17 protein-coding genes are annotated in these 14,206 nt (G+C 34.1%); 16 read left to right on the top strand and 1 reads right to left on the bottom strand.

Annotated elements, in window-relative coordinates:
• The 4 genes from OEA66_RS20135 to OEA66_RS20120 all read left to right on the top strand — a co-directional run.
• The coding region (locus OEA66_RS20135; RefSeq protein WP_311136927.1) for an RHS repeat-associated core domain-containing protein at nt 1-227 on the top strand (227 nt) is incomplete at its 5' end.
• Nucleotides 228-255: 28 nt separating this feature from the next.
• Nucleotides 256-1,092 (top strand): hypothetical protein, encoded by an 837-nt coding sequence (locus tag OEA66_RS20130; RefSeq protein ID WP_267283099.1) that lies wholly within the window; start codon nt 256-258, stop codon nt 1,090-1,092.
• Between the two features lie 4 nt (nt 1,093-1,096).
• Nucleotides 1,097-1,513: a hypothetical protein gene (locus OEA66_RS20125; RefSeq protein ID WP_267283098.1), complete on the top strand. Its 417-nt coding sequence runs from the start codon at nt 1,097-1,099 to the stop codon at nt 1,511-1,513.
• Nucleotides 1,514-1,602: 89 nt separating this feature from the next.
• Complete coding sequence (locus tag OEA66_RS20120; protein WP_267283097.1) at nt 1,603-1,830, top strand: hypothetical protein; 228 nt, start codon at nt 1,603-1,605, stop codon at nt 1,828-1,830.
• A 485-nt stretch (nt 1,831-2,315) separates the two neighbouring features.
• On the opposite strand, the gene OEA66_RS20115 is transcribed toward OEA66_RS20120, so the two are convergent.
• Nucleotides 2,316-3,194: a hypothetical protein gene (locus OEA66_RS20115; protein WP_267283096.1), complete on the bottom strand. Its 879-nt coding sequence runs from the start codon at nt 3,192-3,194 to the stop codon at nt 2,316-2,318.
• Between the two features lie 101 nt (nt 3,195-3,295).
• On the opposite strand from OEA66_RS20115, the gene OEA66_RS20110 reads away from it, so the two are divergent.
• The 12 genes from OEA66_RS20110 to OEA66_RS20055 all read left to right on the top strand — a co-directional run.
• Nucleotides 3,296-3,691 carry a hypothetical protein gene (locus tag OEA66_RS20110; protein WP_267283095.1) on the top strand — a complete coding sequence of 132 codons (396 nt, stop codon included), beginning with the start codon at nt 3,296-3,298 and terminating at the stop codon, nt 3,689-3,691.
• Nucleotides 3,654-4,106: a hypothetical protein gene (locus OEA66_RS20105; RefSeq protein WP_267283094.1), complete on the top strand. Its 453-nt coding sequence runs from the start codon at nt 3,654-3,656 to the stop codon at nt 4,104-4,106. Before OEA66_RS20110 ends, OEA66_RS20105 begins: the two co-directional genes overlap by 38 nt.
• 7 nt (nt 4,107-4,113) lie before the next feature.
• Nucleotides 4,114-4,410 (top strand): hypothetical protein, encoded by a 297-nt coding sequence (locus OEA66_RS20100; protein WP_267283093.1) that lies wholly within the window; start codon nt 4,114-4,116, stop codon nt 4,408-4,410.
• Between the two features lie 325 nt (nt 4,411-4,735).
• Entirely contained in the window at nt 4,736-5,491 is a 756-nt protein-coding gene (locus tag OEA66_RS20095; protein WP_267283092.1) for a hypothetical protein, read from the top strand.
• Between the two features lie 20 nt (nt 5,492-5,511).
• Nucleotides 5,512-5,802 (top strand): hypothetical protein, encoded by a 291-nt coding sequence (locus OEA66_RS20090; protein ID WP_267283091.1) that lies wholly within the window; start codon nt 5,512-5,514, stop codon nt 5,800-5,802.
• 3 nt (nt 5,803-5,805) lie between these two features.
• The gene (locus tag OEA66_RS20085) at nt 5,806-6,351 is read left to right on the top strand and encodes a hypothetical protein (RefSeq protein ID WP_267283090.1); all 546 of its coding nucleotides are present in this window, start codon (nt 5,806-5,808) and stop codon (nt 6,349-6,351) included.
• 1,381 nt (nt 6,352-7,732) lie between these two features.
• Nucleotides 7,733-8,272 (top strand): phage tail protein, encoded by a 540-nt coding sequence (locus tag OEA66_RS20080; RefSeq protein WP_267283089.1) that lies wholly within the window; start codon nt 7,733-7,735, stop codon nt 8,270-8,272.
• Nucleotides 8,273-8,327: 55 nt separating this feature from the next.
• The gene (locus OEA66_RS20075; RefSeq protein WP_267283088.1) at nt 8,328-8,867 is read left to right on the top strand and encodes a phage tail protein; all 540 of its coding nucleotides are present in this window, start codon (nt 8,328-8,330) and stop codon (nt 8,865-8,867) included.
• A gap of 36 nt (nt 8,868-8,903) precedes the next feature.
• Nucleotides 8,904-9,446 carry a phage tail protein gene (locus OEA66_RS20070; protein WP_267283087.1) on the top strand — a complete coding sequence of 181 codons (543 nt, stop codon included), beginning with the start codon at nt 8,904-8,906 and terminating at the stop codon, nt 9,444-9,446.
• A 56-nt stretch (nt 9,447-9,502) separates the two neighbouring features.
• Complete coding sequence (locus tag OEA66_RS20065; protein ID WP_267283086.1) at nt 9,503-10,624, top strand: ABC transporter substrate-binding protein; 1,122 nt, start codon at nt 9,503-9,505, stop codon at nt 10,622-10,624.
• The gene (locus OEA66_RS20060) at nt 10,621-11,559 is read left to right on the top strand and encodes a formyltransferase family protein (RefSeq protein ID WP_267283085.1); all 939 of its coding nucleotides are present in this window, start codon (nt 10,621-10,623) and stop codon (nt 11,557-11,559) included. Before OEA66_RS20065 ends, OEA66_RS20060 begins: the two co-directional genes overlap by 4 nt.
• 16 nt (nt 11,560-11,575) lie before the next feature.
• Nucleotides 11,576-14,206 (top strand): beta strand repeat-containing protein (locus OEA66_RS20055; protein ID WP_375379307.1); only part of this gene is annotated, 2,631 nt, incomplete at its 3' end.

The raw sequence follows: 14,206 nt of genomic DNA, 5'->3' as shown, positions 1-14,206 counted from the left end.
GAAAAGTTACCAATTGGTATGAATATATGCCTTATGGGGAATTATTGACGGAAAACACTACTTTCGATTATGACAACCCTTATAAATACAATGCAAAAGAATTTGATTCATCAACAGGTTATTACTATTATGGAGCAAGATATTATGATCCTAAACGTAGTTTCTGGTTAAGCGTAGATCCTTTAGTTGATATTACCCACTCCCCTTTATGCCTATGTTTGGAATGATCCTGTTAACTTTGCAGATCCTACTGGGATGATGGGGGAAAGAGTGGGAGGAAAAGGTCCTAAAGGTTGGGGATTGAAAGATGGAAAATGGACTCATGTCGCAGGAATGAAAAAAGGATATGCGGCTTATAAGAAAGGGGGATATACAGATTTTGCTGCTGATAATTCTGTAATTGAAAAAGGAAGTATTAATGGTGGAAATTTTGCACCAGTTTACTTGGGAGGTTCTCAAAACGATGTTTCATATGCAGAAAGAACTTATACTGAATGGTCATCTGTTAATGGCAGTAATTATAATAACCCATTAGAAGCCTATCGGGCATGGCAATCTAATCCAGGTTATCACAAAGGAGAAAATTATTGGGACAGGACGTTTAGGGTAATGGCCTACAGCAGTATGGAAGCTAGAAGGGATTTTTCTACTGGTGGAAATCGTGCAACTGATTTGGTGGAAGCTGTCATAAAAGCACAAGAAGTTATTGGCTCGGGATCTAAAAAGGCAACAATGGATCCGAGACACAATTTAGACTCTAATTCCATTGCCAAAGGAAAGACTATGGATTCTACTGTTGGTCCAAGGGAATTATTGGCAAAAGATCTAGCGGCTTATAATCTTGGTTGGTATGAAAAATCTGGTCATGATGTTATTATTAATGGTAGAATATATGGAGTTAAAAATCAAGGGACAACGATATTTCCTAGAAGTGGTGGCGCTCCAGAATTTATTGATTTGACTCAAGGTCAAATAAAAGCCATACAATTAATGAAAACTATTCCTGCAGGTAACCTAAATAGAGCATTACAAGGTGCAAAAGTTTCTCCAACAGATGCTAATTTTGTTCGAGAATTTATAAAAAAATATTAGTAATATGCTGGTTTTTTATTTAAGAAGTAAAAGAGAAGATTTGTTCATAGAAAAAATGTTAAGTGATATTTTTGAATATCAACAGACACAAGTCAAAGAGTTATTGAGTGAAGAAGATTGTTTGATTAGATATGAAAATAGAGTTTTAGACAATACCTCAGAATTTTATGTAGAACTGATAGTTTATATACAAGATGAGAATAAATTGAATGACATAAGACTTGATGATAATATTATACTTGGGATTCAAATATCAAATTATATTGATGAAGATGTAATAACAAATTACAAAGAAAATGAACCTTATCAATGGCTTTTGTTAAGAGGGAATCATTTTTTTTTAGTTGAAGAAGTAGCTCAAGAAAGTTATGGTATTAATTTTGAGAATGATAGAATTGAAGTCTTCAATATTAGTAATTAGAAGCCTATCGAGCATGGCAATCGAATCCGGGTTATCACAAAGGAGAAAATTATTGGGACAGGACGTTTAGGGTAATGGCCTACAGCAGCATGGAAGCTAGAAGGGTTTTTTCTACTGGTGGAAGCCGCTCCAAGGATTTGATTGAATTTGTCATAAAAGCACAAGAAGTTATTGGAAATTCGGGTATTAAAGCTACTGCTCCGGAAGTGATATTCTCAGAGGGAAGTTCTAGGACATGGGCATATGTTGCAGGTAAGCAAGTTGGTTTTTTTGAGCCGGGTTTACTAGGTGATATACTTATGGAGATTAATTTATGAAAGGATTAGGGATTGGTTCTAAAATTTTTAGTGCTGCTGTTGATGGTGATACATCATTTGAAGCAACATGGATAAGGTAACGGTTCAGATATGGAGTTATTAAATTAACTATCTGATACATAGTGTGAAAAATAAATTTATAATAGAAATTAGATGTAGTTATCAACATCTAATTTTATTTTGCTGGAAGAAGAACCTTGAAAAACTACCAGAGAATCCGTTATTGTATACGAACTGGTTCAGATGTGGAGTTGTTAATTATCTAAATTCACTAAGTGTTGATGAAATTTGTTTATGGTCTTCAAGCTTTCTGAATGATGAAGCTGACTGTATAACTAATTATACACCACCTGAATCAGCAGACTCTGAAATCTATTATATCTATCCTGATCACTTCAGCGGAGCTTCCATCTTGGTTAATAGTGAAGGAAAAGTTACCAATTGGTATGAATATATGCCTTATGGAGAATTATTGATGGAAAACATTACTTTCGATTATGACAACCCTTATAAATACAATGCAAAAGAATTTGATTCATCGACATGGTATTATTATTATTATTATTATTATTATTATTATTATTATTATTATTATTATTATTATTATTATTATTATTATTATTATTATTATTATTATTATTATTATTATTATTATTATTATTATTATTATTATTATTATTATTATTATTATTATTATTATTATTATTATTATTATTATTATTATTATTATTATTATTATTATTATTATTATTATTATTATTATTATTATTATTATTATTATTATTATTATTATTATTATTATTATTATTATTATTATTATTATTATTATTATTATTATTATTATTATTATTATTATTATTATTATTATTATTATTATTATTATTATTATTATTATTATTATTATTATTATTATTATTATTATTATTATTATTATTATTATTATTATTATTATTATTATTATTATTATTATTATTATTATTATTATTATTATTATTATTATTATTATTATTATTATTATTATTATTATTATTATTATTATTATTATTATTATTATTATTATTATTATTATTATTATTATTATTATTATTATTATTATTATTATTATTATTATTATTATTATTATTATTATTATTATTATTATTATTATTATTATTATTATTATTATTATTATTATTATTATTATTATTATTATTATTATTATTATTATTATTATTATTATTATTATTATTATTATTATTATTATTATTATTATTATTATTATTATTATTATTATTATTATTATTATTATTATTATTATTATTATTATTATTATTATTATTATTATTATTATTATTATTATTACGGAGCGAGATATTACGACCCAAAACGCAGTTTCTGGTTATCTGTAGATCCCTTAGAAGAAATTACCAACTCTCCTTATGCTTATGTTTGGAATAATCCTGTTAACTTTGCAGATACTAGTGGATTGATGGGAGAGAGAGTAGGTGGAAATGGAGCAGAAGGGCCGAGAAAACCTAATCCTAATAAAATTTATGGCCCCAAAGGAGGGGTATTAATTGAGGAAGTCATAATTAAAGGTATAAAAAAGTCAAATATTCCAACGTTTTCTCAAGCTCCCGATAAAAGAATACCAACTACGATGGGTGCTGCTCTACAAGATTATAGAGATTCATCACCTATGGCTGGATATGGAACTTCCATGGGTATGAATATTGTCGGAAAGGGAATAATGGATCAATTACTAGATTTTGGTAATTTCCTAAGAAATAGCTTTGGCAATAAATCAGATTATTCAGGATTGGGGCCAAGAATGACTAAATGGGATGGCAATACAATGTCTGCAACGGAAACAAGATGCTAAATTTAATGCCCTTCTAACAGCTGATATGTTAGTAACAGCAGGAGTTACCTCTTCTTTTGGAAAACCAAACCTGCCAAAGAGTACACCAAAATCGAAAATTGATTATACTGGAGGTATTGATTTTTCTGATCCTATGATGACTTTTTATCATAAAGGAGAATTAAATGTCGGTATTTTAGATCCTGCAAAAGGATTTTTAAGTACAGGTCCAGAATTAGAATCCGTTCGTGCTCTAAATAGAGCTGGCAAAGTTTGGAAAGTAGAAATTCCATCTAGTTTGTATTACAAATGGGATAAATTAGGTATTAATTATATAGAACATTTTGGTGATGTCGATAAAGCGACAAAAGTCTTTAATCAAGAAATTAGATTTAAGCCTAACACCTTTCCAATATTACAAAATCATATAAAATAATCATAAAATGGAAAATAATAATTTTTGTTGTGATGGGCTTTCCACAGCTATCAATAATACCGGAAAAAGAGGTTTTTCAATTTTAATAAAAATGAGTGGCTATGATAAATCATTCTATTTTGTTCAACAATATAGGAGTACTGAAGATCAAGATATGGGAATTTTAAATGTTGGAGAAGTTGCTATATCGTATTGTCCATGGTGCGGTTGTAATCTTGATAAAATAATTGAACAAAATCGTACTTTAGTGATAAATCTATATGAAATAAACAAAGAATTTTTGCTTGGACCGAAGTTACTATGATATTCAGTAATGGTTCAGATATGAAGTTTTTAATTAATTTTGTTGATAAAAAAATGTAATAAAAAGCGAAATGAAATAATTCACCGTTTTTTGTTTTTGTCACCTAACAAAGCAAAATAACAACTCTGGAATGTACTATCTCACACCTTATGGTGTAGGTGTAGAGTTGTTACTTTGTTTAATATCATTACGAACTATTCTTATAATGATCCTAGCTATTGTACCTTTTAATCGTGTGGTAGTTTGTTCACAATAGCATAACTCCCCGCTCCGCAAAGTGTCCTCACTTTGCGTATAATTTAGCTACGCCCACCCAAATAAATATATGGAAAGTAATGCGATATGGCTACCAGATATTATTACTAATGCGCAAGATATTATGATTCGTGAGCCTGATTTACCAACATTTTCACAAGCTCCAGATAAAAGAATGCCAAGCACTATTGGTGCTGCTATACAGAATTACCGAGATTCTGGACCTCTGCCAACTTATGGAACTATGGGAGCAAGTATCGTTGCAAAAGGGCTTATTGATGGTGTGTTAGATTTAGGCAATTTTGCAAGAAATTCATTTTTTAATCAAGCAGATTATTCAGGTTTAGGCCCAAGGATAACTAAATGGGATGGAAATACAATGTCAGTAACAGAAAGTCAAGATGCTAAATTTAATGCACTTTTAACTGCTGACGGATTGGTAACTGCAGGGCTTAGTTCTTCTTTTGGAAAAACAAGCTTACCAAAGAATACACCAAAACCGCGGATTGATTATACTGGAGGTATTGATTTTTCAGATCCTTTAATGACATTTTATCATAAAGGAGAACTAAATGGAGGTGTTTTAGATCCGGCTAGAGGATTTTTAAGCACAGGAAGAGATTTTGAAACGGTTAATGTTTTAAATAGAACTGGAAAAGTTTGGAAAATAGAAATTCGTTCAAGTTTATTTGAAAAATGGGAAAAATCAGGTGTTAATTTTATAGAAAGAAGAAGAGATTTAGATGATGCCACAGGAATATATAATAAAGAAATAAGATTTAAATCTTCTACTTTTCCTACATTGCAGAATCATATAAAATTATAATTATAATTAAAAAATATAAAATGATAAATAATAAATTTTGTTGTGATGGGCTTTCTACAGCTATTGATAACGCTGGAAATAGTGGGTTTTCAGTTTTGGTCAAAATGGGAATATATAGTAAAACATTCTTCTTTGTGCAGCAATATAGAACTAAAGATAATGATGATAAGATAGGTGTTTTGACGGTTGGAGAAGTAGGGATATTATATTGCCCCTGGTGCGGATCTGACCTTGAGATTATCATTAATGATAATTCTGAATTGATAAAAAATACTTATGAAAAAAACAAACAGTTTTTGTTAGATTTTTGATTTATGAAAATTATAGATATTTTACAAACGAAGTTTAATAATGAATTCTTGCAGAAAGACATAATAAGCTTAAATGAAGAATGGAGCCTTTATTCGGTTATTAAAATAAATGCTTCAATATTTCTAGGATGGCTTGAAAATGACGATCTTCTTATTGTAAATGTAGATGGTGTTTTTTTATATGATATTAGAAATAAAGATTTTATTATGGAAGACTATGAATCTGATTTTAAAAAAAATCTTTCTACAAACAATTTACATTATTCATTAAAAGATAGAAATGAAATTATTGATGTTTTTGGTTTGAGAGGTGGAGGTGGTAATTTATTAACTGTGGATAATAAATGGAATTTAGAGATTGTTAATATATATAATGGTTATAGAATTCCAAAACTTACAAATTATAGAACGAGACAGTCTTGGTTTTTCAAACTTCAAGATATTAGCTATGAAGGATATTTGTATTGCGGATTTTCAAAGACACAAAATTACTTTGTATTATTTGGAGATCAAGGTGTAAATATTTTTAAGAAAACAAACATTGAATAGTTGTAATATCTTAAACTTAAATCGAGAATGATTTTCAGTTATAATTAATCCCCTCTTTACCGCAACAATCTATTTATGTGGTGGTTCCAAATTAATAAATCATAGAATGTTAGCAAAGTTGATTAAGCAAAATCCCCCTCGCTGCCGCACGAATCCTTTAGTGTGGTAGTTTGAGTATGATATATCTGATTAATTATTATCTTTTCAGCAAGAGGGGAACGAAGAATGATTTCAAAATCTATTAAAAGCGTATGAAAATGCTTTTAATAGCGGAAACTTTTGTGATATGTGGAGAGTCAGTTTTTGCAGAGAATGCGTGGTTGGTGTCACGCCACCAGAACTTCTTGATTCTGAAATGTACTGATACATCCCGAACATTTTAGCGGAGCTTCCATCTTGGTAAACAGTAATGGAAAAGTTACCAATTGGTTTGAATATATTTAATGTCAGAAACCCAGACTTTGGATGGCTCAATAACGATGAAATTTTCTGTCCAACACATTTCTTGCTACTAAATAATTGTGTTTTGAGTTGGTTATAATTTTAAAAACTTCTAAATTAATTTGCTCCTCAAACACAGTTCTCATGTATTTAGCAAATGTTATTCTCGATATTTAGCAATTTAACGGATTTAATTCGAAAGTAATCCGAGGGCTCCCATAACGCCGCTGTTTTGATTCAAAATAAATTGAACTATTTGGTGATTTTTTCTTTCATTAGCAATCTAGCGGAGATTGGTTTACCTTTCCATTTAAAATAGCTCTTAGAGTCAACTTCTACTCAGTTGCATTGCTTTTGTTTAAAAGCTGAGTCAGAAATTTTTCGCTTTCATCTCATCAAGCATACGGATCGCCGTAATATTATCAATTAGTATAGCAAAGCCATAAAAATACTAAAATTCAGTAAAAATACGGAGTTGTAAATCTATTATTATTTCTATTTTTGAGGAAAGTTATTTAACATAATAACATAATGAATAAAATCATTATAAAGGAAATTTGATTTGAATCATCTGTTAAATTTTCAAAAAATGTTGATTTATGTTTTGTTATAATAATGATAATAGTATATTTGTGATAATAATTAAATAGTAATATTTATTTGTTATCAAAAAACCAAACTAAAACCAAATTAATATGAATCCATTCTTTAAAAAAGCCCCCCTTTTATTCGTCGATTATTAATTGACAAAATTAAGATCAGCATTATCTAAAAGATAATTTAGTTTCACATAAGAAATCTGTGAGATCATACCTCTGTGAATTACATTTCCCTCAATTAAGTTCGAGCGGTGTTATCTCTCTGTGAACTTTTGAATATTAAAAGTCTAATATTTCACTAAACATAAAAATTTATCATTTTCACTTAAAAACAAATAACTATGGAAGGAACAATAGGAGAAATCCGCCTTTTTGCAGCAAATTTTGCGCCTAGAGATTGGTCGTATTGTAATGGTGCGTTAATCGCGATCAGATCAAACACTGCTTTATTCTCTATTTTGGGAACTACTTATGGAGGAGACGGAAAAGTCACCTTCGGTTTGCCTAATCTTTCAGGAAGATCTGCTGTTGGAGCAGGACAGGGACCTGGATTATCTTACTATGATTTAGGTGAGATAACAGGGACAAATACTACAACGCTTACAATTTCGAATCTTCCGCCACATACTCATACTGCGGCTGGAAATATCGTGATACCAGCATATTCAGAAGAGGGTGATTCTGCGACTCCAACAAATAATGTTTTGGCTTCAAAGGGATCTATGTATACATCTCAGGCAAGTGATTCTAGCACCAAAGCAACTCCTTTGAATATTCAAGTGGGAGTTACCGGCGGAAGCATACCAATTAATATTACTCAGCCTTCATTAGGAATGAATTATATTATTTGCATGTACGGAGTTTTCCCATCTAGAAGTTAATCTTAAGTCATTTTGAATCTTTTTAAAACTAAATAATAATTAAAACTAAAATACTATGGAAGGTTATATAGGAGAAATTCGATTGTTTGCGGGAAATTTTGCTCCAAGAGGATGGTTTTTCTGCGATGGAACAGAGTATAGCATAGCAAATTACTCTACACTTTTTTCAATCTTAGGTACTACTTATGGAGGTAATGGGCAAACTACATTTGGTGTGCCAGATTTACGTGGCCGTGTTGCTGTAGGAACAGGACAAGGAGCCGGTTTACAAAATATTACATTGGGGCAAATAGGAGGTACAGAAAATGTAACAATGAATACATCACAAATGCCAATGCATACTCATAACGCAATATCTACTATTGCATTTCCTGCTTTTTCAGAAGGAGGAGAAACGGGTTCACCCTCGGGAACTATTTTGGGAGGGCTGCAGGGTGCTTATTCTACTCAGCCTGCAGATACCAATATTGCTCCGGCTACAGCTTCAGGTGCTTTATCTGCTGTAGGTAACGGTATTCCTTTTGAAATTTTACAACCTGTTTTGGCAGCCAATTACATTATATGCTGTGAAGGGATTTATCCAAGCAGACCATAATTAATTAAATTTTAATTCTAAAAAAAACTAATCATCATGGATGGAACAATATCAGAAATAAGAATGTTCGCGGGAAATTTTGCTCCAAAATCTTGGGCTTATTGTCAGGGACAATTATTAGCAATCAATACAAATCAGGCACTTTTTGCACTTTTAGGAACAATGTACGGAGGAAATGGAGTCACAACATTTGCACTGCCAAATTTTGCAGGCAGAACTGCTATGGGAACGGGAAGTGCTGCAGGAATAAATAACTGGACACTTGGAGAAGTAGATGGTACACCAACGGTGACATTAATTACTCCCAATCTACCTATGCACAATCATGCTTCTGGTACAGAAACAGCTTCTATTAAAACATTTTCTGAAGGAGGTGATACAGGTTCTCCCTCAAATGCCACACTTGCATCATTACCAGGTTTATATTCAAGTCAGCCTGCAGATACGGCATTAAAGCCAATTACAACGGCATTTAGCTTAAGCGTTGCAGGAGGAAGTCAGCCTATTAATATTCAGCAGCCATTTTTAGGAATGAATTACATCATTTGTTTGTACGGAATTTTCCCTTCAAGATCATAATTAATAATACAAAAAGCCTCTAATAGTTTGTTCGATTAGGGGCTTTATCGAAAAATATGAAAATAGCTTTACTTTTACCACGATCTGTTATTTATCCTTCAATGTCTTTTGATATGATGGATGGCTTCAAACAAGCATTGAAAAATATTGGCTTGGAAGGTCATCACGAAATCATATCGGCAGGAATAGGCGTTGCAGCAAAACATGAAGAAATTTATGAGCGTTGTGAGCAGTTTCTTCTAGAAGGTGCAGATATTATTATTGGATATATCAATCCTGTTTCGGCGGAGTTTGTTCACTCTCTTTTCGAATCTTCAGGCAAAACGTTAATTGTTTTAGACAGCGGATATCATTTTCCTGCTTTTCAGGGAAGACTTTCCAATGCGTATTTTATATCTCTTCAGGGAGGTCTGTGTACGAGAGTAATCACTCACAAAGCAATTGAAGAAGGTCATGAGAATTTTGCGTTTACGTGTTCTTTTTACGATGCGGGTTATCGGCCATCTTATATATATCCAGCTGCAGTTGAAGAGAAAGGAGGTAGAATAGGTTTTAATCATGTTACCTCTTTGCGTCGTGAAGATTTTACTTTAGCCCCACTTACAGAATATCTTGAACAGCAAAAACAAACTGCAGTTTTAGCGACATTTTGTGGCGATATGGCAGATGATTTTTTCAGAGCAGGGAACGATCTTGTAAGTAATCATTCGGTATACGGAACAGGTTTTACATCTGAGGAAGCCTGGCTTTCGAAAATGCCTTATCCGGGAAATGACTGGAGTTCTGCTGTAGCTTGGTCTAAAACTTTAAAAACACCCGAAAATGAAACTTTTGTAAATGTAATGAACAGTATTAAAGATGGTAAAGCCAATCTTTTCTCTTTATTGGGATGGGAAGCTGCTCTATTTATTGCATTTGAAAACGAAAATTTTGACGGCATTACAATCAATTCGCCACGCGGAAAGGTTTATATAAATCCCGAAAACAGATTTACAGAAGCACCGGTTTATTATGCAACCGTTTCAAAAGATGAAACAACAGGTAATTGCCTTTTAAAAGATGTTGTGGTTGCTTCGGTTACAGAATCGGAACGTGAAAGTTTAAATAATAATATTAAATACATTCAAAGTATTGAAGCTAATTCTTGGCTTAATGCTTATGCGTGTCTAGAATCATGATGACAGCATCCAAAATAGTAGTTTTATGCAATAATCGCATGGCGATTCCGGCTTTGCAGGCTTTAGCAGCGCAAGGTCGACTTTGTGCTTTAGGAGTGCCGGAAGTAAACACAGATGTCATCGATTTCTGTTTAATGCTTTCAAAACAATCAGGAATTCCATTATTAATAATTAAAAAAGAAAATCTTTGTGCTCAGTTAGAAGAATTGATCATTAAAACAAATGCTCAATTAGTTTTCACCATGACATTTCCCTGGAAGATACCTGCAGAAGTTTTAAATAAACACCAAGGTAAATTCTACAATTTTCACTATGGTTTATTGCCTGAAATGAGAGGTGCAGATCCTGTTTTTGAATCGATAAGAAGTGATGCAAAAGAAACTGGGATTACCGTTCATGTCATCGAAAACAAAATTGATAAAGGGCCAATTATCTTAAAAAAGATTTTACCTCTTTCAATAAATATGACTCACGGTGTTCTTTGTACCAACTTATCATGGTTGGGAGCAAATTTATTGAGTGAACTTTTAATCTTGTTGAAAAATGATTCTAAAGGCATAAAACAAGACGAAGGCAATGCTAAATATTTCGCAAAACCTGCAGCAGCAGATGTTTGTATTTCTTGGCAAAAGCATGATGCTAAAACCATAGAGGCTTTATCGAGAGCTTGCAACCCGTGGAATAAAGGTGCTTATACACAATGGAATGGCTGGAATATAAGAGTGGTAGAAGCTACAGTAATTAATGAAACGTCACATCAGTCTGAGATTCCCGGAACTATTCTGTCGTTGGATGAAGATAATGGGCTCATTGTGAAATGTAATAATGAAACTCAACTTAGATTAGATATCATCTACACAGATGAAGGATTTATGAGCGGTCACAAATTGTTTGCTTTTGGTATGAAAAAAGGCAGCCGGTTTGTGAATATTTAACCTAAATGAATTAAATATGAAAAATTTTTATTCAAAAATCAAAATGCTGACAAAGGTGGTCCTCATAGCAGGATCTTCATTGTTAGGCTTTACAGCTAATGCGCAAACGACCCTCGCAGCAGGGGATATTGCGTTTACAAGCTATGATGCTGCTCCTTTAGCAGGAGTGGGAGACAAGTTTTCTTTTGTTCTGCTTACAAATATTTCGGCTGGAACAACTATTAGCTTTACAGATAGGGGTTATCAAGGCTCTGGAGCATGGCAAGCTGCCGGAGGATCAGAATCTGCCATTACTTGGGTAAGTGGTACCGCAATTCCTATGGGAACAGAAGTACATATAGTAGGACTTGTATCCTCCACTTATAACCCGGTAACCAGCACATCAACTCCAAATGGTACTGTTATACTTACTGATGGTTCGTCCACCAATGGTCTTTCATTAGCCAATACTGGGGATCAGATTATTGCATTTCAGGGAGGTAACGGAGCTATTACAGGAAGCGGAGCTTACTGTATTGCAGGAATTAACTACCTGTATTATCCAGGAGGAGGAACTACAACTGCAGGATGGAATGTTGGAGTTCCAGCAGGTCCCAATTCTTCGTTAATGCCTCCCGGGCTTGTTGGAGGAACAAGTGCATTTTATACAGGGGCGCAATCAGGAAATATTGTTGCTCAATCAGGAAAGTTTAACTGTACAGGTACACCAACTACTACAGCGGCTTCAGTACGCTCGGCGGTAATGACTATGGGGAACTGGTCGCTTTTAGCTTCTGCAGGTACAACGGCATATTCAGGGTGTCAATTTATCGGTAGTAACCCAGTAATTACAGGAAACCCACCAAACAGAACAATCTGTTCTGGCGGAAATACAACGTTTTCTATTACTGCAACAGGTGCCACTTCTTATCAATGGTACCAAAATACAGGTAGTGGTTTTATTGCTTTAGCCAATGGAGCACCGTTTTCGGGAGTTAACACAAGTACTTTAACGATAACAGGAGCGACAGCAACAATGAATGGATATCAATATCGTTGTGTTGCAACTAATTCTTCAGGTTCGGCAACTTCAAATAGCGCAACATTAACGGTTTCATCTATTTCTGCTACAACCATTAAAACAAATGTATCATGTAATGGAGGTAATAATGGTACTGCCACGGTTACTGCATCTGGAGGAATTGCCCCTTACACTTACTCATGGTCACCAAGTGGTGGAACCGCAGCAACAGCAACAGGATTAGGTGTAGGAGTTTATACAGTAACAGTTACTGATAATCTTGGATGTTCTACTACTGCAAGTGCTACGATAACTCAGCCTGCAACGGCAGTTTCAGGAACAACAGTAGTTACAAATATTGCATGTAACGGTGGTTCTACAGGAGCTATTAATTTAACTCCAACAGGCGGGACAGCACCTTACACGTTTAACTGGGGTGGAGGAATTACTACCGAAGACCGAACAGGATTGGCAGCTGGAACATATACTGTAACCATTACTGATGCGAATGGATGTACAGGAACAGTAAGTGCTACAGTTACCCAGCCAACGGCAATGGGTGCAACAGTTTCACAGACAAATATTTCGTGTAACGGAGGATCTAACGGAACAGCAGGTATTGTTGTAACCGGCGGAACAGCACCTTATACATACTCCTGGTCACCAAGCGGCGGAACAGCTTCCACAGCTACAGGATTAGTAGCTGGAACTTACACGGTAACGGTAACAGATGTCAATGCATGTACAATCACCAGAACAGTAACGATCACTCAGCCTGCAACGGCAGTTTCAGGAACAACAGTGGTTACGAATATTGCTTGTAACGGTGGTTCTACAGGAGCTATTAATTTAACTCCAACAGGAGGAACAGCACCTTACACATTTAACTGGGGTGGAGGAATTACCACCGAAGACCGAACAGGATTGGCAGCTGGAACTTACACGGTAACCATTACCGATGCAAATGGATGTACAGGAACAGTAAGTGCGACGATCACCCAACCTGCAACGGCAGTTTCAGGAACAACAGTAGTTACAAATATTGCATGTAACGGCGGTTCTACAGGATCGATCAACTTGACCCCTTCAGGAGGAACAGCACCTTACACGTTCAACTGGGGTGGAGGAATCACTACCGAAGACCGAACAGGATTGGCAGCTGGAACATATACTGTAACCATTACTGATGCGAATGGATGTACAGGAACAGTAAGTGCTACGATCACCCAACCTGCAACGGCAGTTTCAGGAACAACAGTAGTTACAAATATTGCATGTAACGGCGGTTCTACAGGATCGATCAACTTGACCCCTTCAGGAGGAACAGCACCTTACACGTTCAACTGGGGTGGAGGAATCACTACCGAAGACCGAACAGGATTGGCAGCTGGAACATATACTGTAACCATTACTGATGCGAATGGATGTACAGGAACAGTAAGTGCGACGATCACCCAACCTGCAACGGCAGTGTCAGGAACAACAGTGGTTACGAATCTTGATTGTAACGGCGGTTCTACAGGATCGATCAACTTGACCCCGTCAGGAGGAACAGCACCTTACACGATCAACTGGGGTGGAGGAATCACTACCGAAGACCGAACAGGATTGGCAGCTGGAACATATACTGTAACCATTACTGATGCG

Origin of the sequence: Chryseobacterium luquanense, from assembly GCF_026460945.1 — a bacterium.
GTDB classification, from domain to species: domain Bacteria; phylum Bacteroidota; class Bacteroidia; order Flavobacteriales; family Weeksellaceae; genus Chryseobacterium; species Chryseobacterium luquanense.
The sequence above is the reverse complement of the archived record's forward strand: the minus strand, read 5'-3'. Positions and strand labels throughout refer to the sequence as shown.